Here is a 20,986-nt window from a genome sequence, read left to right as displayed (position 1 = left end):
CAGATGATTGGTTATTTCTCTGCAAGATAAAACCCGCTAAAAGAGCAGTCTCTTTCAATATTTTTTTGATAATTGGGGCTGAAGATGTTGCGTTTCGATGACTTGCAGTTGTTCGTTCGGGCGGCGGACCTGGGCAGTCTGTCGGCGGCGGCACGGGTGATGGATATGTCGGCGGCGGTGGCCAGCGCGGCGTTGAAGCGCATCGAACAACAACTTGGCGCACGCTTGCTCACCCGTTCTACCCGTAGCCTGCGCCTGACGGCCGAAGGCGAGGGCTTTCTGGAGTACGCCCGGGCCGCCTTGAGCAATCTCGATGAGGGCCGCCGTTTGCTGGCCAGTGGGCAGGATCAGGTCAGTGGGATTTTGCAGCTGTCGGCGCCTTCGGATTTCGGGCGCAACCTGCTGTTGCCATGGCTCGACGAGTTTCAGCGCGAGCATCCGAAACTCACTGTACGGTTGCTGCTGGGCGACCGCATCGCCGACCTGTTCCGCCAACCGGTGGACATCGCCCTGCGTTACGGCGAGCCGGAAGACTCGAGCCTGGTGGCGTTGCCCATCGCGCCGCAGAACCGTCGCGTGCTGTGTGCTGCGCCGAGTTATCTGGCCCGACATGGCGAACCACGGCAGCTGGAGCAATTGGCGCAGCACAATTGCCTGCTGTTTATGCTCGGTAGCCGGGTCCACGATCACTGGAGTTTTCATGACGGCAAACGCGAGGTGAGCCTGACCGTCAGCGGCGATCGCTTCAGTGACGATGCCGATGTGGTGCGGCTGTGGGCCGTGGCGGGAGCGGGGATTGCGTATAAGTCCTGGCTCGATGTCGCCACCGATGTGCTCGCCGGTCGCTTGAAAGTGCTGATGCCTGAATTGCTGTGTGAGCGCGCACCGCTGAATTTACTGTGCGCCCATCGCGCACAATTGAGTAAGCCGGTGAACCTTTTGCGGGAAATGCTTGCCAGCCGATGCGCTCGGATAAGCAGTCAATTTCCGACGATATCGGGTGTCGATCATTAGTCGCAGGCAAATAGCGAAATTTCTGTCAGGAACTATCACCACCAATGGATTCCCGAGGGCAGGAACCGGCGGTTAACCCGCTTATACTAGCGCCCGCCTCATGTACGCGCCGTCGATCTCGCAATGGCGAGTCCACGTTCGAGTCGGTCAGACCCTACGGTCGTCACCGGACCTTCGCTGCACCCGCGAAGCAATGGCCTGGGTGAGTGGGTGGCTTTGCCCGGCTTATGGCGGTTTTCGCGTCTTGGCCGAAGACACATTACTGGTCAAGATGTCTCTGAGCAGTAGACGAAACGATTCAACAGGGAGTGAATACATGGAACATGCACCTTGCATCAGCCAGATTGCCACGTTGCTGGCTGACCCAAAGCGCAGCGCAATGATGTGGGCCTTGATGGACGGCACGGCACGGCACACTGAGGAGCTGGCGTTGCTGGCGGGCCTGTCGCCGTCTTCGGCCAGTGCGCATCTGGGGCGCTTGTCCACCGGCGGTCTGTTGAAAGTCGAAACCCGTGGGCGCAAACGGTTTTTCCGGCTTGCCGCGCCCGAAGTCGGCGCCGCGATAGAAGCCTTGGCCAGCGCTACCCTGGCCAGTGCGCCTCGGGATATTCCAGAGGTGTTCAAACGCACGAGTCCTATCGCCAAACCTCAGGCGGCGCCTTCGTCACTGCTACGGGCCAGGCTTTGTGACGACCATCTGGGCGGCACCCTGGCCGCCGATCTTTACCAGCGTCTGCTGGATGCCGGCTGGATCGAGCAACTCGATCAGCGGGTCATGATCACTCACAAGGGTTCCACGCAATTGGCAGCACGCGGTGTGTTCATCCAGGCGCTGGCCCATCGCAACGGCAGAGTCGCCTGCGCATGCCCGGACTGGAGCGAAAGACGCCCGCACATGGGTGGTTCCTTGGGGGCGGCCTTGTTGCAACTGTTCATGCAGTCCGGCTGGTTGAGCCTGCCCAGTGATTCTCGAGCCTTGCAGATCACGGCCACGGGGCAACGTGAAATCCATCGTTTCGCCAAGGAAACCGAGCTGGAAATGGCGCTTTAGAGCCATTGGGGGGCGATGTCCGGGATTCTTGGCTTCAGGCGTCGTTCAGAGCTGTGGGCAGGTCGTATCCAGCAATAACCCCCAGTCGCTATCGCGCACACTCGATCCGGGGACTTTCGGATTGGGGGAATGTGGCATGGAAACACGAAGCTTCAGCGCGGCGGAACGACTGGAACGGCTACCCATCAGTGGTTATCACCGCATCATTTTCATCATCATTGCCTTGGCGTTTTTCTTCGACTCCATGGACCTGGCGATGATGACCTTCCTGCTCGGCTCGATCAAAACCGAGTTCGGCCTGAGTACGGCGCAGGCCGGGTTGCTGGCCAGTTCGAGTTTCTTCGGCATGGTGGTGGGCGCCTCGCTGTCCGGCATGCTGGCCGACCGCTTCGGGCGCAAACCGGTGTTCCAGTGGAGCATTGTGTTGTGGGGCATTGCCAGCTACCTGTGTTCGACGGCGCAGAACGTCGAAATGCTGACGTTGTTCCGAATCCTCTTGGGGATCGGCATGGGCATGGAGTTTCCAATTGCGCAGTCGATGCTGTCGGAGCTGATTCCGGCCAAGCGGCGTGGGCGTTACATCGCATTGATGGACGGCTTTTGGCCGCTCGGTTTCGTCGCGGCCGGGGTGCTGTCGTACTTCCTGTTGCCGGTGATTGGCTGGCGCGACATCTTTCTGGTGTTGGCGGTGCCGGCGGTGTTCGTCCTGGCGATTCGTTTTTTCATACCCGAGTCACCGCGATGGCTGGAACAGGCCGGGCATCATGATGCAGCGGACACGGTTTTACACCGCATCGAAGAACGGGTTCGGGCTTCATTGGGCCGTTCGGATCTGCCTGAGCCGATTCGCCTGCCACGGGTGGCGAGTCAACCGGGCAACTTCTTCTCCGCGCTGCGGGAAATCTGGTCGGTGCAGTATCGCCGGCGCACGATGATGATCTGGAGCGTGTGGTTCTTCGCCTTGCTGGGTTTCTATGGCCTGACGTCCTGGCTCAGTGCGCTGCTGCAACAGTCGGGTTTCGCTGTGACCCAGTCGGTGTATTACACGGTGCTGATTTCCCTCGGCGGGATTCCCGGGTTCCTCATGGCCGCCTGGCTGGTGGAGCGTTGGGGGCGCAAACCGGTGTGCGTCGTGACCTTGCTCGGCGGCGGCGTGATGGCGTTTCTTTATGGTCAGAGCGCGGTGTTCGGCGGCAACGTCAGCCTGTTGATCACCTCGGGACTGCTGATGCAGTTCTTCCTGTTCGGCATGTGGGCGGTGCTCTACACCTACACCCCTGAGTTGTACCCGACGTCGGCACGGGCCACGGGCTCGGGGTTCGCTTCGGCCATCGGCCGCGTGGGTTCGCTGCTCGGGCCAATGGTGACCGGGCTGGTGTTCCCGATGACGGGGCAGGGCGGGGTGTTTGCGCTGGGGGCGATGTGCTTTGCGATTGCGGCGGCAGTGGTGTGGATCTTCGGGATGGAAACCCGGGGCAAGACATTGGAAGAATTGAGCGAGCCGGTGATCATCAATTAATCACCGAACCTGTGGGAGCGGGCTGGCCCGCTCCCACAGGTTTATCGGCTGACCTTTAAGGTTTCACCAACCGCGCATCCAGGCTGTTCTGCGCCAGACGCTTGGCCTGATCCTGGGTCATGCCCAGATCGGTGTACAGCGCGTGGAAGTTCTCGGTGACATAGCCACCGAAGTACGCCGGGTCATCGGAGTTCACCGTGACCTTCACGCCGCGTTCGAGCATGTCGAGGATGTTGTGCTGGGACATGTGATCGAACACGCAAAGCTTGGTGTTCGACAACGGGCACACCGTCAGCGGGATCTGCTCGTCGATGATCCGCTGCATCAAGCGCTCGTCTTCGATGGCGCGCACGCCGTGGTCGATGCGCTGGATTTTCAGCAGGTCGAGGGCTTCCCAGATGTACTCGGGCGGGCCTTCTTCACCGGCGTGGGCCACGGTCAGGAAGCCTTCGTGGCGGGCACGGTCAAATACGCGCTGGAACTTGCTCGGCGGGTGGCCCATCTCCGAACTGTCCAGGCCCACGGCTACGAACGCATCACGGAACGGCAGCGCTTGGTCGAGGGTTTTCTGCGCTTCGTCTTCGCTCAAGTGGCGCAGGAAGCTGAGGATCAAACCGCTGGTGATCCCCAGTTGCTGCTCGCCATCTTTCAATGCGGCGGCGATGCCGTTGAGCACCACTTCGAACGGGATGCCACGGTCGGTGTGGGTTTGCGGGTCGAAGAACGGTTCGGTGTGAATCACGTTCTGTTCCTTGCAGCGCAACAGGTAGGCCCAGGTCAGGTCGTAGAAATCCTGGGAGGTGCGCAGCACATCGGCGCCCTGGTAATACAGGTCGAGAAACTCTTGCAGGTTGTTGAAGGCGTAGGCCTTGCGCAGGGTGTCGACGTCGTTCCACGGCAGGGCGATCTTGTTGCGTTCGGCCAGGGCGAACAGCAGCTCAGGCTCCAGCGAACCTTCCAGATGCAAGTGCAATTCTGCCTTGGGCAGAGCGTTCAGCCAGTCGTACATTTTTGAAATCTCATCAAGTGCAATGAGGGCATTCTACAGATGCCCGCCGAAACAATGAGTAAAACCTGACCAGCCGGTTCATTACACGGCTTCCTGTTCCCGTCGATAAGCGTAGGTGTCGGCAAAGCGCGAGAGCAAGAATTCGGCGCAAGTGGTGGCCGGATACTTCGCCGGATGCTGTTCGTCCTGGCAACCGGGCAGGCACTCGATGGGGGTGTCGGGATGTGGCTCGGCAAAGAACGGCATCGAGTACCGATCCACTCCCAGCGGGCTGATCACCCGATGTGGCGTCGACAGGTAACGGTCGTTGCTCCAGCGCGCCATCATGTCGCCGAGGTTGACCACGAACGTGCCTTCCATCGGTGGCGCATCGATCCATTCGCCCCGCACGTTGCGCACTTGCAGTCCGCCAGCGGCATCCTGATAGAGCAGGGTGATGCAACCGTAATCGGTGTGAGCGCCGGCACCTTGCTGATCGATGGAGCTGGCAGTGTGGCGCGGCGGGTAATGGATCATCCGCAGCACGCTGACCGGTTCTTTGAAACGGCTATCGAAGAAGTCACGCTCGATGCCCAATGCCAGGGTCATGGCTCGCAGCAGGGTTTGCGCGAGTGCTTGCATGTCGACGTAGTGCTGCTCCATCAGCGATTCCCAACCGGGCATCGACGGATGACGGTTGGGTCCGCGCAAGGGTTTGTCCACCAGCACCTCGGGATGATCGGCGGGCAGGTGCAGGCCCATGTCGAAGGTTTCTTTCAGATCGCTGGGTTTGCTCGGGTCGAGTTGTTCGGTGGCGATGGCGCCATAGCCGCGGTGGTGGCGGGTCCGGGTGATGTCGATCTTGAGTTTTTCGGCGGCGGGCAGGGCGAAGAAGCGTTGGGCATGTTCGAGCACCGCCTCGATGCGCGACGGGGCGATCGGGTGGCCCTTGATATAGAAAAAGCCCCATTCGCGGCAGGCGCGGTCGATGCCTGTGGCGACCGATTGCCAGGCTTGAGCGTCATCGCTGTAGAGCGGGGCGATGTCGATGATCGGGAGTTGGTTCATGCGAAGTCCTGCATCCAGCAGATGAGCTGTTATGTGGGAGCGAGCCCGCTCCCACAGGGTTTTGTGTTCCTGACCGGAATTACTTCGGCATCTCGGCCTTCATGCCTTCCACGTAGTAGTTCATCGACGCCAGTTGCGCATTGGTCGCGCTCACGCCCGCCGGGATTTTCTCCACGCCAGCCTGATCCTTGATCGGCCCGGTGAATGGATGCAGCGCACCGCTCTTGATGTCGGCAATGATCCGCTCGGCTTCGGTTTTCACCGCGGCCGGCACCAGGTCGCTGATTGGCAGCTCAACCGTGCCTTCCTGCAAACCGCCCCAGTAATCCTGGGATTTCCATGCATGGTCGAGCACACTTTGGGTCGCCTGAATGTAGTGCGGGCCCCAGTCGTTGACGATAGACGTCAACACCGCTTTCGGCCCGAAGTGCGCCATGTCCGATGCATAGCCGACGGCATACACGCCACGCCGTTCGGCGGCCTGGATCGGCGCCGGGCTGTCGGTGTGCTGGAACACCACGTCCACGCCCTGATCGATCAGCGCATTGGCGGCGTCGGCTTCCTTGCCCGGATCGAACCAGGAATTGACCCACACCACTTTGATCTCGGTGCCCGGGTTGTACTTGTTCAGGGCCAGCTGGATGGCGTTGATGTCGCGGATCACTTCCGGGATCGGGAAGGAAGCGACGTAGCCGATTTTCTTGGTCTTTGTCATTTTTGCCGCGAGGAAACCGCCGACGTAGCGGCCCTCGTAAGTGCGTGCCAGGTAAGTGCCGAGGTTCTTGTCCTGCTTGTAGCCGGTGGCGTGTTCGAAGGTCACCTTGGGAAATTGCTTGGCAACTTTCAGGGTCGGGTTCATGTAGCCGAAAGACGTGGTGAAGATCAGGTCGTACTGGTCCTTGGCCATGTTGCGGATCACCCGCTCGGCATCGGCGCCTTCGGCGACGTTCTCCACGTAGTTGGTGGTGATCTGGTCACCGAACTTCTCCGCCAGCGCCTTGCGCCCCTGTTCATGCTGATACGTCCAGCCGTGATCACCGATCGGGCCGATATAGACGAAGCCGACTTTCAGCGGGGCGGCAGCACTGGCGGTCAGACTGGCGCTCAGACCGATGGCTGCGGCGACAGCGCAAAGCAGCTGCTTCAACGGACGTTTGTGCATGAACTGGAACTCCATTTTGTTGTGAGGTGTATCGGGTCAATGCAAATTGCTGACCAACAGGACAACAAAATCCGGGGCCGCATAACGGCATTCGCAGGCAAGCCTCGCTCCTACAGGTTTTGCGTTGCACCCAATCCCGCGATAGGCACAATTCCTGTAGGAGCGAGGCTTGCCCGCGAAGGGGCCCTAACGACCACCACAGAACCATCCCGGTGCACCTTCGCGAATTCACGCCATCCGCTGGTGCGAGTGTCTCCCGCAATAGGTCTGCGTCGACTTAGACGCCGGCGATCAACTGCCGAGCCGCCTGGCTGTGATCGGCGATCAACCCTTTCAGATCCAGCCCCTCGACTTGCCCATCGATCACCCGCCACTTGCCGCCGATCATCACCCGGTCCGCCCGGTCCGCGCCGCACAGCAGCAGCGCCGACACCGGATCATGGCTGCCGGAGAAGCGCAGTTCATCCAGTTTGAACAGCGCCAGATCCGCTTGCTTGCCCACCGCCAGTTCGCCGATGTCGCTGCGCCCGAGCAACTGCGCCGAACCCTTGGTGGCCCAGCCCAATACGCGTTCCGGGGTGATCTTCTGCGCGCCATAACGCAGACGCTGGATGTACAGCGCCTGTCGGGTTTCGAGCATCATGTTCGAGGCGTCGTTGGACGCCGAACCGTCCACGCCCAGGCCCAGCAACGCGCCAGCGTCGGTCAACTCGATGGTTGGGCAAATCCCTGAAGCCAGGCGCATGTTCGAACTCGGGCAATGGCAAATACCGGTGCCGGCCGCGCCGAGGCGGGCGATTTCGTCGGGGTTGAAATGAATGCCGTGGGCCAGCCAGGTGCGTGGGCCGAGCCAGCCGACGCTGTCCAGATAATCCACGGTGCGCAGGCCGAAGCGTTGCAGGCAGAAGTCTTCTTCATCGAGGGTTTCGGCCAGGTGAGTGTGCAGGCGCACGTCGAGGGTGTTCGCCAGTTCGGCGCTGGCGGACATGATTTCCGGGGTTACTGAAAATGGCGAGCAGGGCGCCAAAGCGATCTGGATTTGCGCGCCGTCACCACGTTCGTGGTACTCGGCAATCAAGCGCTGGCTGTCGGCGAGAATCACTTCGCCTTCCTGGACAGTTTGCTGCGGCGGCAGCCCCCCGTCTTTTTCACCGAGGCTCATCGAACCGCGAGTGAGCATGGCGCGCATGCCCAGTTCGCGAACGCTCTCGACCTGCACGTCGATCGCATTTTCCAGGCCTTCAGGAAACAGGTAATGGTGATCGGCCGCAGTGGTGCAGCCGGACAACAGCAACTCGGCCAACGCGACTTTCGTAGCGAGGGCGAGTTTTTCCGGCGTGAGTCGAGCCCAGACCGGATAGAGGGTTTTCAGCCACGGGAACAACGGCTGATTGACCACCGGCGCCCAGGCGCGGGTCAGGGTTTGATAGAAGTGGTGATGGGTGTTGATCAGCCCCGGCAGGATCACGTGTTCGCGGGCATCGAAGACTTGTCCACAGGGGGCTGACGGCTGCTGGCCGACGCCGAGCACTTCGACGATCAAACCGTCTTGCAGCACCAGACCGCCACGGGCATCGAGCGCGTTGGCCGTGAAAATGGCGAGGGGTTTTTTTAACCAGGTACGGGTCGCAGGCATAGTGGCCGGCTCCTCTGAAAGTGGGGTTCAGGGTTGCCAGCTCAGTGTTGCCCTGTCTGCTGATCCAGGGTCGCCGCGGGGGGCGAGGTGCGGAGTTTCAATCAAAAAAGCTTCGCGGGCAAGCCTCGCTCCTACGGAGTCATGCGTCGGACCTGTAGGAGCGAGGCTTGCCCGCGAAGGCGTCAAATCCAACACCCGATTACCAGGGAATGGTTTCACCCCGGTAGTTCACAAAATGATGCCCGCCCTTGCCGGCATACGCATTCACCTGATCGATCAACCCGCGGGTGCTGGTTTCCACATCGATGTCGGCACCTTCGCCACCCATGTCGGTCTTCACCCAGCCCGGATGCAGCGACAGCACGGTGAGTTTCTGTTCGCCCAGTTGCGTGACGAAGCTGTTGGTCATCGAGTTCAGCGCCGCTTTGCTGGCCTTGTACAGCGCCAGCTCCGGCGCGTCGGGCATGGTCACGCTGCCCAGCACCGAACTCATGAACGCCAGCACGCCACTGCCTTCACGAATCTGCGCGACGAAGCGCTGGGCCAGGTTGATCGGCGCCACGGCGTTGGTGAAGAACAATTGACCGACCTCGGCCAGGGTCGCGCCACCCGGCGTCTGGACTTCCGGCCCCTTGACCCCGGCATTCACGAACAACAGGTCGAACACCTCGCCCTTGAGCTGTTGGCTGAGGGCGATGACCGCTTGCTGGTCGTCCATGTCGAGTTTTTCGATCCGTACCTTGCCCAACGCCTGCAAGGCTTCGGCACCCTGCGGGTTGCGCACGGTGGCGGTGACTTGCCAGCCGCCGGCCAGCAGGGTTTTCACCAGACCGAGGCCCAATCCCCGGGAGGCGCCGATGATGAGTGCGGTTTTTGCCGTGGACATGAATGGCTTCCTTGATGTCTCGAGAGGGCTTGACCTTGGAGCATACTCCAGGCTTTAGCCTTGTTGCTCCCTGAATGTATGGAGCAATGCCAATGTGGACTTCAACGCAATATCGTCAACTGGTGCGTGGCAGCGCGTGGTACGACCTGATCGTCACGGCGGCATTTGCCACGCCGTGGAGTTTTGCGGCGTTGCATGGCGTGCTGTTAAACCTGAGTCAGACTTTCAATCTGCCCGGCGAGCTACCGCCGTTCGAGCCGGTGCACATGTTGATGGCGAATCTGTTGGGCTCGATTGTGTGCGTATGGGCCGTGCTGCGGATTCGCGATCCGCAGCAGATGTTTGGGCGATATGACGCGGTGGGGAGGTTTCTGTTTTCGGCCTGGCAGGCTTATGCGCTGGCCCATGGGGCGAGTTCGCTATTGGTGATTTTCCTGTTCTTTGAACTGATGTGGGGTGTGGCTCAGGTGTTGCCGGTTCGGACGCCTTCACGGGCCACCATTTAATGCCCCGCCCGCCACGGCTGCCCTAACGACACCGGCGCATACAATCGTGTGCGCACGGCATCCCGGGACAGCAGCACTAACACCACTATGGTCGCGACATACGGCAGCATTGCCAGCAGACTCGACGCAATCGCCAGCCCCAAGCCCTGCGCCACCAAATGCAGGATGCTGGCGAGACCGAACAGATAAGCTCCAAGCAGCAACCGCCACACTCGCCAACTGGCAAACACCACCAGCGCCAGGGCAATCCAGCCGCGACCGGCGCTCATGTTCTCCGCCCACATCGGCGTATAGGCCAGGGACAAATATGCCCCAGCCAACCCCGCCATCGCCCCGCCAAACAGCACCGCCAGCGTACGCACGCGCAACACCGGCAAGCCCATTGCACTGGCGGCGTCCGGGCTTTCGCCGACCGCCTGAATAATCAACCCGACGCGACTTCTCACAATCACCCAGGCCACCAGCGCAAACAGGGCAAACGACAGATACACCAGCAGGTCCTGGGCAAACAGCATCCGCCCGATCAGCGGAATTTCACTCAGATAAGGAATCGCCAGCGGCTCGAAACCCGCCAACGGTTTGCCGACCCACGCAGCGCCAACGAAGGTCGACAGGCCCACGCCGAAGATCGTCAATGCCAACCCTGTCGCCACCTGGTTGGCGTTGAACACCAGCGCTACCAGGGCGAACAGCGACGACAGCAACATCCCGGCGAACATCGCCAGCAACACGCCGAGCCAGAGATTGCCGCTGTTCAGGGCGACGATAAAACCGATCACCGCCCCAAACAGCATCATGCCTTCCTGCCCAAGATTGAGGACGCCGCTCTTCTCGCAGATCAACTCGCCCAACGCCACCAACAACAGCGGTGTGCCACAGCGAACCATGGCATAGAAAATATTGCTCAGCAGATCGATATCCATCACAAGGCTCCAGCTTGTACGGCGGTGGTCGAGGTGCGCCGTACCCAGCGCAGGTTCAAACGTGGTCGGTAGAGAATCAGCACGTCACTGGCCAGCAGGAAAAACAGCATCATCCCCTGAAACAATTGAGTGATGGCTTGCGGCAGGTTCATGCTCATCTGCGCGTTTTCGCCACCGATGTACAGCAGCGCCATCAACAGGCTGGAAAACAGAATGCCGATGGGATTCAGCCGTCCGAGAAACGCCACGGTGATCGCCGTATAGCCATAACCCGGCGAAACCTGCGGCACCAGTTGGCCGATGGGCCCGGTGACTTCGCAAACCCCGGCCAGCCCCGCCAGGCCACCGCTGATCAACAGCGCCAGCCAGATCAGCCGCTTCTCGCGAAAGCCGACAAAACCCGCCGCGCGCTTGTCCAGCCCGAGCACTTTGATCTGGAAACCGACAAAGCTCTTCTGCAACAACACCCACACCGCAACCAGCGCGAGCAAGGCGAAATACACGCCCGCATGGACCCGACCGTCCTCCATCAACAACGGCAAACGACTGGCATCGCCAAACATCGCCGACTCCGGAAAGTTGAACCCGGCCGGGTCCTTCAGCGGCCCGTGGACGCAGAACAGCAGCAGGTTCAAAGCGATGTAATTGAGCATGATGCTGGTGAGGATTTCATTGGCGTTGAAGCGTGTGCGCAACCATGCCGTCAGCCCGGCCCATGCGGCACCGGCCAGGGTGCCGGTGAGCAGGATCAACACCAGCGCCCAACGGCTTTGCAGGTCGATGATGTTCACCGCCAATGCACTGCCGGCCAAGGCGCCGAGCAGCAACTGACCTTCGGCGCCGATGTTCCAGATCCGTGCCTGATACGCCACCGCCAGGCCCAATGCACAGAGCAGGATCGGCAACGCTTTGACCAACAGTTCGGAGACGCCATACAGGTCGCTGATCGGTGCAATCAACAGGGTGTGCAAGGTCAGCAATGGGTCGTGGCCCAGCGCAATAAACAACAATGAGCCACAGCCCAGGGTCAACACAGCCGCCAGCAACGGCGAGCACCACAACATCAGGCGCGATTGCTGGCCACGGGGTTCGAGAGAAAGCAGCATGTGAAACTCCGTTAAAGCGTTACGGGTGCAGGTGATTGAGGGGTGTCGAACTGGCCGGCCATCCAGCCACCGACATCGATCAGGCGGGTGTCGACGGTGGGCTGCAGTGTCGACAGTCGACCGCCACACAGGGCGCCGAGGCGATCGCTGATCTGGAACAGTTCGTCGAGGTCTTCGGAGATCACCAGGATCGCCGCGCCAGCGTCGCGCAAGGCAATCAGTGCTCGGTGAATGGTTGCGGCGGCGCCGACGTCCACGCCCCAGGTCGGGTGCGCGGCCACCAACAACCTGGGTTGCTGAAGGATTTCCCGGCCGAGGATGAATTTCTGCAAGTTGCCACCAGACAGGCTGCGAGCCGCTGCCTGGGCATCGGGTGTCTTGACCCCGAAGCGGCGGATGATGTCTTCGGCCAGTGCCTCGACTTTGCTGCGCTGGATCAATCCATTGCTGACCAGCCCTTGTTGAAATGCGGTGAGCAGGGCGTTATCCGCCAGGCTCAGTTCCGGTACCGCGCCATGCCCCAGACGCTCGGCGGGGACGAAGGCCAGGCCGAGTTTGCGTCGTGCATCCGGCCGCAGGTGCGCCACCGGTTGCCCGCCGAAACTGATTTTCGCCCCGTCATTTCCCGGCAGCCGTTCTTCACCGCTAAGCAAGGCCAGCAACTCATCCTGGCCATTGCCGGCCACCCCGGCGACACCGACGATTTCGCCGCTGCGCACCTCGAGATCAATGCCCTTGAGCGAGCAGCCGAACGGGTCCGGGTTGTGCCAGGACAATCCGGTCACGTTCAGAAACGCATCAGCCCCCCTGACCTTCGGATAGTCCGTAATCAGCTCAGCGGCTTCACCGACCATCAACTGCGCCAGTTGCTGGTCCGAACACTCGGCCGGCACGCAATGCCCGGCCACTCGTCCGCCGCGCAACACCGTGGCGCTGTGGCACAACGCACGCACTTCGCCGAGCTTGTGGCTGATGAACAGAATGCTGCAGCCCTCGGCGGCCAGTCGGCGCAACGTGATGAACAATTCGTCGGCCTCTTGCGGGGTCAGTACCGACGTCGGTTCATCGAGAATCAGCAGGCGGATGTCCTGCATCAGGCAGCGAATGATTTCCACCCGCTGACGCTCGCCGATGGACAGGCTGTGGACCAGTCGCTCCGGTTCCAGCGCCATGCCATAGCGTTGGGACACCTCGCGGATTTTCGGTTCAAGCTGCTTCGGCGTACCGGCCGCAGCGCCCATCGCCAAGGCGATGTTCTGCGCCACGCTCAGGGTTTCGAACAGCGAGAAATGCTGGAACACCATGCCGATCCCGAGGCTGCGGGCCTGGGCCGGATTGCGCATGGTCACGCGCTGGCCCTGCCAGATCATCTCCCCTGAGTCGGCGTGTGTGACGCCGTAGATGATCTTCATCAGGGTACTTTTGCCCGCACCGTTTTCGCCGAGCAGGGCGTGGATTTCACCGGGCGCAATGCTCAAGTCGATGGCATCGTTGGCCAGGCAACCGGGGTAACGTTTGCTGATTCTGCGCAATTGCAGGCGGGGTGTTTGATCGGGGGGAGGTGCAGGGTTGGACATGACAGGCTCGGGTCGCAAAAGAATATGCCTGTGGATAAAGCAATTTCCTGGCCATTGAGTCAGGAAATCGACAAAAGCCTGCTGGCACAGGCGTTGCGGACGCTGCCTCGACCTATTCCAATTCCTGGAGAGGCACCACTTGAGGGCAAGCCTTTTGATCAGGCTCCGGTTTTGCGCGTGATCAATTGGTCAAAAAACGAGCAATAAGCTGCAGGCATTGTCAGGCATGGGGCTGCGCCAGCCATGAACGGGTTATCCACAGCTTGTTCCACAGTATCTGTGCGCAAGCCGACCGTGTGGGCATAAGCACCGAGGGGCTTTCTTCTAATGGCGATAAACCACTCTAACTGATTGTTTTTACGTGGAATAAACGTCGCGGATGGCGAGTTGGACGAAAAATGAGCAAAGCCCGCAAAGCCGCATGACAGAAGGGTTACAGCAGAATGTGCTCAGGTTATCCACAGCCGGGTGCACAGCAGATGTGGGCAAGTGTCGAGAGCAAAGAAAATCGGGGTGCCCCAAAAGATCGCAATGCACACAGGCGCGTAGGCGCTGCTGAAGGTTGCGATCTTCTGATTTTCAACGCTGCAACAAAATGCGCCCGCGACTCAAATCCGCCAACTGCGTTTGCAGCGTACTTATCTGCCCGTCGCCAATCGCCAATTGCAGTTCCACACCATTGGCCGTGAAGGTTTCCTCCACCACCAAACCACCCAGCTCCGCCACCCGAAGTTTCACTAGCGCCAACTCGCCAAATGCACAGGCACAACGGACCGGCACCCGACTGATCAACTCGACTTTCGGCGCCCCTTGCAGGCATTTGTTGGCACTGCCGCCATACGCTCGGGCGAGGCCGCCGGTGCCCAACTGGATGCCGCCATACCAGCGGATCACTACGACCGCGACCTGATCGCAATCCTGCGCTTCAATCGCCGCAAGGATCGGCCGGCCAGCGGTGCCACCGGGCTCGCCATCGTCAGTGCTGCGGTATTGATCGCCGAGCTTCCATGCCCAGCAATTGTGCGAGGCGTTCAAATCACTGTGTTGCTCGATGAACGCCTGGGCATCGGCTGCGCTGGTGATCGGCGCGGAGAGGGCGATGAAGCGGCTTTTGCGAATCTCTTCGCGGTATTCGCAAAAACCGCTGAGGGTAAAAGGCATGGGTGTCTTAAATAGCCGGCGTCAGGCCGCAGCCTTTGAGAATGATGCGAATCAGGTTGCTGCCGGCGTCTTCCATGTCTTGCTTGGTCAACTTGGTGCGCCCGGTGACACGGCAGATCTGCGTGGCAAAGTCGGCGTAATGCTGGGTGCTGCCCCACAGCAGGAAAATCAGGTGCACCGGGTCGATCGGGTCCATTTTGCCGGCATCGATCCACGCCTGAAACACCGCGGCCCGACCTTGAAACCAGGTGCGGTAGTCTTGGTTGAAATGCTCGGTCAGGCATTCACCGCCGCTGATGACCTCCATGGCGAAGACCCGCGAAGCCTGCGGCTGGCGCCGGGAGAATTCCATCTTTGCGCGAATGTATCGCGTCAACGCTTCAGCCGGATCGTCCTCGACGGTCAGGGTATTGAAGGTGCTGTCCCACAACTCAAGGATGTTACTCAGCACCGCCACGTACAAACCGAGTTTGTTGGTGAAGTAGTAATGCAGATTCGCTTTGGGCAACCTGGCTTTCTGCGCGATGGTGTTCATGCTGGTGCCTTTGAACCCGTGACGGGCGAACTCGTCTTCGGCGGCTTTGATGATGGTCTCTTCGTTTTTCTGACGAATGCGGCCGGCGGGTTTGCCGCCGTGGGCTGGGACTTCAAAGGTCATAGGCACTTCCGAACAGGTAGATGGGTGCAACCAAATGCGTTGATAGCGCACCGGCGGACCTCAGACAAGTCCTATTGGCGATAAAACCTTGGGCACCGCTCCCACAAGTTTTCAGCGAGTCGCCGCCAGACTCTCCAGAAAGCTCTCCAGAACCAGATGCGGTCGACGGCCCTTGCGTGTAACCGATGCCAGGCTCAGGTCATAAAAACGTGCCTTGGGTTTCAGTGCACGCAAACGGCCTTGCTGTACCCAGAGGCTGGCGTAGTGATCCGGCAGGTAACCAATGTAGCGCCCGGTCAGGATCAGAAAGGCCATGCCCTCGCGATCCGACGCACTGGCGGTGCAATTGAGCGCCTGGTAATGAGCCTGAATCTCGGCGGGCAAGCGGAAGGTCGGGGCGATGGCGTCCTGGCTGTTGAGGCGCTCATCGTCCAGTTGTTTGTCGTCGACATAGAACAGCGGATGGCCGACCGCGCAATACAGCAGCGAGCGTTCGCTGTAGAGCGGCTGATACTCCAGCCCCGACAACGCGCTGGCTTGCGGCACCACGCCGACATGCAAGCGACCGTCGAGCACGCCTTGTTCGACTTCATTGGGCGCGATCATGCGGATCTGGATCTGCACGTCGGGGCCGCGTTCCTTCAGTTGGGCCAAGGCGTGGGTGATGCGCATGTGGGGCAGGGTGACCAGGTTGTCGGTCAGGCCGATGGTTAATTCGCCGCGCAAGTGTTGGTGCAGGCCGTTGACCTCGGTGCGGAAACTTTCCAGCGCACTTAATAGCTGCAACGCAGATTGGTAGACCTCACGGCCTTCTTCGGTCAGGGAAAACCCCGCGCGACCTCGCTGGCACAGGCGCAGCCCCAGGCGTTGCTCCAGATCGCTCATTTGCTGGCTGATGGCCGAGCGACCGATACCCAGCACCGATTCCGCCGCGGAGAAGCCGCCACACTCCACCACGCTGCGAAAAATCCGCAGCAGGCGGATATCAAAGTCACTGACTTGCGCCAGCGGATCGGGGCGACGGGTACTCATAGTTTAGTCCGGGCCTGACTGAAGGTTAGAAAAGTTGGATTTCACCGACTTTATCCCCGTGGCAATTTAGCTGCAAGAACGCTTTTGATCTCCACGCCGCTTATTTGCTCTGCGAGGTTTTGCCCATGAACGTGCCTGAAAACGCCCCGACTTCCCTGGCCAGCCAGCTCAAGCTTGACGCTCACTGGATGCCCTACACCGCGAACCGCAATTTCCAGCGTGACCCGCGCCTGATCGTGGCGGCCGAGGGCAGTTGGCTGACAGACGACAAGGGCCGCAAGGTCTACGATTCGCTCTCGGGTCTGTGGACCTGCGGCGCCGGGCACACCCGCAAGGAAATCCAGGAGGCGGTGGCCAAGCAATTGGGCACTCTCGATTACTCGCCGGGCTTCCAGTACGGTCACCCGCTGTCGTTCCAACTGGCGGAGAAAATCACCGACCTGACCCCGGGCAATCTGAATCACGTGTTCTTCACCGATTCGGGTTCCGAATGTGCAGATACCGCGGTGAAAATGGTGCGTGCCTACTGGCGCCTGAAAGGCCAGGCGACCAAGACCAAGATGATCGGCCGCGCTCGTGGTTATCACGGCGTGAACATCGCCGGCACCAGCCTCGGCGGCGTGAACGGCAACCGCAAACTGTTCGGTCAGGCGATGATGGATGTCGATCATCTGCCGCACACCTTGTTGGCGAGCAATGCTTTCACTCGTGGCATGCCGGAGCAGGGTGGTATCGCGCTGGCGGATGAATTGCTCAAGTTGATCGAACTGCACGATGCCTCGAACATCGCAGCGGTATTCGTCGAGCCATTGGCCGGCTCCGCTGGCGTGCTGGTTCCGCCGCAGGGTTACCTCAAACGTCTGCGCGAGATCTGCGATCAGCACAACATCCTGCTGGTGTTCGACGAAGTGATCACCGGTTTCGGTCGTACCGGTTCGATGTTCGGTGCCGACAGCTTTGGTGTCACTCCGGACCTGATGTGCATTGCCAAACAAGTTACCAACGGCGCGATCCCGATGGGCGCGGTGATTGCCAGCTCCGAGATCTACCAGACCTTCATGAACCAGGCGACGCCTGAGTACGCGGTGGAATTCCCGCACGGCTACACCTATTCCGCCCACCCGGTGGCTTGCGCCGCAGGCCTGGCGGCACTCGACCTGCTGCAAAAGGAAAACCTGGTGCAGAGCGTGGCCGAAGTCGCACCGCATTTCGAAAACGCACTGCACGGTGTGAAGGGCAGCAAAAACGTCATCGACATTCGCAACTACGGGTTGGCCGGTGCGATCCAGATTGCACCTCGCGACGGCGATGCCATCGTGCGTCCGTTCGAAGCTGGCATGGCGCTGTGGAAAGCCGGGTTCTACGTGCGCTTCGGCGGCGACACCCTGCAGTTCGGCCCAACCTTCAACAGCAAGCCACAGGACCTTGATCGTCTGTTCGATGCGGTCGGCGAAGTGCTGAACAAGATCGACTGATTCCCTCTTCTATATAAAGGCGTCCTTTCAAAGGACGCCTGTGGACAATTTCAGGAGCCCCGCATGAGCCTCATCCCGCATTTAATCAATGGCGAACTGGTGACCGAAGACGGTCGCACGGCCGATGTGTTCAACCCGTCCACCGGCCAGGTTATCCACAAGCTGTCGTTGGCCAGCTGCGAAACCATTCAGAAAGCCATCGACTCTGCCAAGGCTGCGTTCCCGGCTTGGCGCAATACGCCAGCGGCCAAGCGCGCTCAGGTGATGTTCCGTTTCAAGCAACTGCTGGAACAGAACGAATCCCGCATCGCACAACTGATCAGCGAAGAACACGGCAAGACCCTGGAAGATGCTGCCGGTGAATTGAAGCGCGGGATCGAGAACGTCGAGTTCGCGTGCGCGGCACCAGAAATCCTCAAGGGTGAGTACAGCCGTAATGTCGGGCCGAACATCGATGCCTGGTCGGATTTCCAGCCATTGGGCGTGGTGGCCGGCATTACCCCGTTCAACTTCCCGGCCATGGTGCCGCTGTGGATGTATCCGTTGGCGATCGTCTGTGGCAACTGCTTTATCCTCAAGCCGTCCGAGCGCGATCCAAGCTCCACGCTGCTGATCGCCCAATTGTTACTGGAAGCCGGCCTGCCGAAAGGCGTGCTGAGTGTGGTGCATGGCGACAAGGCCGCAGTGGACGCGCTGATTGAAGCACCGGAAGTCAAAGCGTTGAGCTTCGTCGGTTCGACGCCGATTGCCGAATACATCTACGCCGAAGGCACCAAGCGCGGCAAACGCGTCCAGGCGCTGGGCGGGGCGAAGAACCATGCTGTATTGATGCCGGATGCAGATCTGGATAACGCGGTCAGCGCGTTGATGGGCGCCGCTTACGGTTCGTGCGGTGAGCGCTGCATGGCGATTTCGGTGGCCGTGTGTGTCGGTGACCAGGTGGCGGATGCGTTGGTGGCCAAACTGACACCGCAGATCAAGGCACTGAAAATCGGCGCTGGTACAACTTGTGGCCTGGACATGGGGCCTCTGGTCACCGGTCAGGCGCGGGACAAGGTCAGCGGTTATGTTGAAGACGGCGTAGCCGCCGGTGCGAAGCTGGTGGTGGACGGTCGTGGTCTGAGCGTGGCCGGTCATGAGGACGGCTTCTTCCTGGGTGGCTGCCTGTTCGATAACGTCACGCCAGAGATGCGCATCTATAAAGAAGAGATCTTCGGGCCGGTGCTGTGCGTCGTCCGGGTCAACAGCCTGGAAGAGGCGATGCAACTGATCAATGATCACGAGTATGGCAATGGCACCTGCATCTTTACCCGTGATGGGGAAGCGGCGCGGTTGTTCTGCGATGAGATCGAAGTGGGTATGGTCGGCGTCAACGTACCGTTGCCGGTGCCAGTGGCGTATCACAGCTTTGGCGGCTGGAAGCGTTCGCTGTTCGGCGATCTGCATGCTTATGGTCCGGATGGCGTGCGGTTCTATACCCGTCGCAAGGCTATTACCCAGCGCTGGCCGCAACGGGCAAGCCATGAAGCTTCGCAATTCGCATTCCCTAGCTTGTAAGTAGAAGGGCAGAAGGCCGACCTCTTGAGGTCGGCCTTTGTGTTTTCGGGCTGTTTTGACCGATATGACAGAAATGTGAAATTAGAGGTTGACGGCAGATCCTGGACGTCTATAATTCGCCCCACTTCCGGCGCAGTCGAAACGGAAAACTCCTTGGTAAACAACGAGTTACGCAGTTTTCGACAGCGGTTACGCTTCAGTTCATCGAGGCCAGAAGGAGTTGGTAGGGCAGGGTATTGTCGCCTTATTGACGGTTCGATCTTCTCGGTCGAAAGCGGAGAAAAAGAGGTGTTGACAGCAGCGACTAACGCTGTAGAATTCGCCTCCCGCTAACGAGAGATCGGAAGCGCAAGTGGTTGAAGTTGCTGATGTTTCTTACGGGAAACTTTGAAAACTTCTGAAAATAACCGCTTGACAGCAACAGAGGCTGCTGTAGAATGCGCGCCTCGGTTGAGACGAAAGATCTTAACCAACCGCTCTTTAACAACTGAATCAAGCAATTCGTGTGGGTGCTTGTGGAGTCAGACTGATAGTCAACAAGATTATCAGCATCACAAGTTACTCCGCGAGAAATCAAAGATGTAACCAACGATTGCTGAGCCAAGTTTAGGGTTTCTTAAAAACCCAAAGATGTTTGAACTGAAGAGTTTGATCATGGCTCAGATTGAACGCTGGCGGCAGGCCTAACACATGCAAGTCGAGCGGCAGCACGGGTACTTGTACCTGGTGGCGAGCGGCGGACGGGTGAGTAATGCCTAGGAATCTGCCTGGTAGTGGGGGATAACGTTCGGAAACGAACGCTAATACCGCATACGTCCTACGGGAGAAAGCAGGGGACCTTCGGGCCTTGCGCTATCAGATGAGCCTAGGTCGGATTAGCTAGTTGGTGAGGTAATGGCTCACCAAGGCGACGATCCGTAACTGGTCTGAGAGGATGATCAGTCACACTGGAACTGAGACACGGTCCAGACTCCTACGGGAGGCAGCAGTGGGGAATATTGGACAATGGGCGAAAGCCTGATCCAGCCATGCCGCGTGTGTGAAGAAGGTCTTCGGATTGTAAAGCACTTTAAGTTGGGAGGAAGGGCAGTTACCTAATACGTAATTGTTTTGACGTTACCGACAGAATAAGCACCGGCTAACTCTGTGCCAGCAGCCGCGGTAATACAGAGGGTGCAAGCGTTAATCGGAATTACTGGGCGTAAAGCGCGCGTAGGTGGTTCGTTAAGTTGGATGTGAAATCCCCGGGCTCAACCTGGGAACTGCATTCAAAACTGTCGAGCTAGAGTATGGTAGAGGGTGGTGGAATTTCCTGTGTAGCGGTGAAATGCGTAGATATAGGAAGGAACACCAGTGGCGAAGGCGACCACCTGGACTGATACTGACACTGAGGTGCGAAAGCGTGGGGAGCAAACAGGATTAGATACCCTGGTAGTCCACGCCGTAAACGATGTCAACTAGCCGTTGGGAGCCTTGAGCTCTTAGTGGCGCAGCTAACGCATTAAGTTGACCGCCTGGGGAGTACGGCCGCAAGGTTAAAACTCAAATGAATTGACGGGGGCCCGCACAAGCGGTGGAGCATGTGGTTTAATTCGAAGCAACGCGAAGAACCTTACCAGGCCTTGACATCCAATGAACTTTCCAGAGATGGATTGGTGCCTTCGGGA

At 59.6% G+C, this 20,986-nt stretch carries 18 protein-coding genes and 1 rRNA gene; 8 read left to right on the top strand and 11 right to left on the bottom strand.

The window, feature by feature from the left end:
* Positions 1–84 precede the first annotated feature (84 nt).
* From vimR to AC1RL4_RS21840, 3 genes are all read left to right on the top strand, one after another.
* Positions 85–1,014, top strand: a complete 930-nt coding sequence (vimR, locus tag AC1RL4_RS21850; protein ID WP_019582304.1) for a transcription regulator VimR — start codon at positions 85–87, stop codon at positions 1,012–1,014.
* Between the two features lie 316 nt (positions 1,015–1,330).
* The gene (locus AC1RL4_RS21845) at positions 1,331–2,065 is read left to right on the top strand and encodes an ArsR/SmtB family transcription factor (protein WP_028940370.1); all 735 of its coding nucleotides are present in this window, start codon (positions 1,331–1,333) and stop codon (positions 2,063–2,065) included.
* Between the two features lie 136 nt (positions 2,066–2,201).
* Positions 2,202–3,584: an MFS transporter gene (locus AC1RL4_RS21840; RefSeq protein WP_028940369.1), complete on the top strand. Its 1,383-nt coding sequence runs from the start codon at positions 2,202–2,204 to the stop codon at positions 3,582–3,584.
* A gap of 55 nt (positions 3,585–3,639) precedes the next feature.
* On the opposite strand, the gene AC1RL4_RS21835 is transcribed toward AC1RL4_RS21840, so the two are convergent.
* The 5 genes from AC1RL4_RS21835 to AC1RL4_RS21815 form a co-directional block, all read right to left on the bottom strand.
* Positions 3,640–4,593: an adenosine deaminase gene (locus AC1RL4_RS21835; protein WP_018928377.1), complete on the bottom strand. Its 954-nt coding sequence runs from the start codon at positions 4,591–4,593 to the stop codon at positions 3,640–3,642.
* Positions 4,594–4,674: 81 nt separating this feature from the next.
* Positions 4,675–5,640: a 2-oxoglutarate and iron-dependent oxygenase domain-containing protein gene (locus AC1RL4_RS21830; protein ID WP_230175459.1), complete on the bottom strand. Its 966-nt coding sequence runs from the start codon at positions 5,638–5,640 to the stop codon at positions 4,675–4,677.
* A gap of 79 nt (positions 5,641–5,719) precedes the next feature.
* Complete coding sequence (locus AC1RL4_RS21825; RefSeq protein ID WP_028940367.1) at positions 5,720–6,802, bottom strand: BMP family ABC transporter substrate-binding protein; 1,083 nt, start codon at positions 6,800–6,802, stop codon at positions 5,720–5,722.
* Positions 6,803–7,079: 277 nt separating this feature from the next.
* The gene (locus tag AC1RL4_RS21820) at positions 7,080–8,438 is read right to left on the bottom strand and encodes an 8-oxoguanine deaminase (protein WP_230175460.1); all 1,359 of its coding nucleotides are present in this window, start codon (positions 8,436–8,438) and stop codon (positions 7,080–7,082) included.
* A gap of 199 nt (positions 8,439–8,637) precedes the next feature.
* On the bottom strand, positions 8,638–9,324 hold the full coding sequence (locus AC1RL4_RS21815; protein WP_018928373.1) for an SDR family oxidoreductase: 687 nt from the start codon (positions 9,322–9,324) through the stop codon (positions 8,638–8,640).
* 92 nt (positions 9,325–9,416) lie between these two features.
* On the opposite strand from AC1RL4_RS21815, the gene AC1RL4_RS21810 reads away from it, so the two are divergent.
* Positions 9,417–9,830 carry a hypothetical protein gene (locus AC1RL4_RS21810; RefSeq protein ID WP_230175461.1) on the top strand — a complete coding sequence of 138 codons (414 nt, stop codon included), beginning with the start codon at positions 9,417–9,419 and terminating at the stop codon, positions 9,828–9,830.
* Here AC1RL4_RS21810 and AC1RL4_RS21805 read toward each other — a convergent pair.
* From AC1RL4_RS21805 to AC1RL4_RS21795, 3 genes are read right to left on the bottom strand one after another with little or no spacing between them, the layout of a single operon-like run.
* A complete protein-coding gene (locus AC1RL4_RS21805) occupies positions 9,827–10,753 on the bottom strand; it encodes an ABC transporter permease (RefSeq protein WP_018928371.1) in 927 nt (308 codons plus the stop codon). The two genes, AC1RL4_RS21810 and AC1RL4_RS21805, sit on opposite strands and share 4 nt — an antisense overlap.
* Positions 10,753–11,859 (bottom strand): ABC transporter permease, encoded by a 1,107-nt coding sequence (locus AC1RL4_RS21800; protein ID WP_429570989.1) that lies wholly within the window; start codon positions 11,857–11,859, stop codon positions 10,753–10,755. The genes AC1RL4_RS21805 and AC1RL4_RS21800 overlap by 1 nt, the downstream gene beginning before the upstream one ends.
* Before the next feature lie 11 nt (positions 11,860–11,870).
* The gene (locus AC1RL4_RS21795; RefSeq protein WP_230175463.1) at positions 11,871–13,436 is read right to left on the bottom strand and encodes an ABC transporter ATP-binding protein; all 1,566 of its coding nucleotides are present in this window, start codon (positions 13,434–13,436) and stop codon (positions 11,871–11,873) included.
* A gap of 30 nt (positions 13,437–13,466) precedes the next feature.
* On the opposite strand from AC1RL4_RS21795, the gene AC1RL4_RS21790 reads away from it, so the two are divergent.
* Positions 13,467–13,643 (top strand): hypothetical protein, encoded by a 177-nt coding sequence (locus AC1RL4_RS21790; RefSeq protein WP_156523279.1) that lies wholly within the window; start codon positions 13,467–13,469, stop codon positions 13,641–13,643.
* Positions 13,644–14,015: 372 nt separating this feature from the next.
* Here AC1RL4_RS21790 and AC1RL4_RS21785 read toward each other — a convergent pair whose 3' ends face one another.
* The 3 genes from AC1RL4_RS21785 to AC1RL4_RS21775 form a co-directional block, all read right to left on the bottom strand.
* A complete protein-coding gene (locus tag AC1RL4_RS21785; protein ID WP_230175464.1) occupies positions 14,016–14,597 on the bottom strand; it encodes an IMPACT family protein in 582 nt (193 codons plus the stop codon).
* 7 nt (positions 14,598–14,604) lie between these two features.
* The gene (locus AC1RL4_RS21780; protein WP_230175465.1) at positions 14,605–15,255 is read right to left on the bottom strand and encodes a TetR/AcrR family transcriptional regulator; all 651 of its coding nucleotides are present in this window, start codon (positions 15,253–15,255) and stop codon (positions 14,605–14,607) included.
* 111 nt (positions 15,256–15,366) lie between these two features.
* The gene (locus AC1RL4_RS21775; RefSeq protein WP_007940170.1) at positions 15,367–16,287 is read right to left on the bottom strand and encodes a LysR family transcriptional regulator; all 921 of its coding nucleotides are present in this window, start codon (positions 16,285–16,287) and stop codon (positions 15,367–15,369) included.
* A gap of 125 nt (positions 16,288–16,412) precedes the next feature.
* Here AC1RL4_RS21775 and aptA point away from each other — a divergent pair, with 125 nt between their 5' ends.
* The 3 genes from aptA to AC1RL4_RS21760 form a co-directional block, all read left to right on the top strand.
* Positions 16,413–17,762, top strand: a complete 1,350-nt coding sequence (gene aptA, locus AC1RL4_RS21770; protein WP_018928366.1) for an omega-aminotransferase AptA — start codon at positions 16,413–16,415, stop codon at positions 17,760–17,762.
* Positions 17,763–17,825: 63 nt separating this feature from the next.
* The gene (locus AC1RL4_RS21765) at positions 17,826–19,319 is read left to right on the top strand and encodes a CoA-acylating methylmalonate-semialdehyde dehydrogenase (RefSeq protein ID WP_230175466.1); all 1,494 of its coding nucleotides are present in this window, start codon (positions 17,826–17,828) and stop codon (positions 19,317–19,319) included.
* 636 nt (positions 19,320–19,955) lie between these two features.
* Positions 19,956–20,986 (top strand): 16S ribosomal RNA (locus tag AC1RL4_RS21760); the annotation flags it as partial.

The organism is Pseudomonas sp. GW822-FHT07A10, from assembly GCF_058798795.1.
This window is presented reverse-complemented; position numbering and strand designations above follow the sequence as displayed.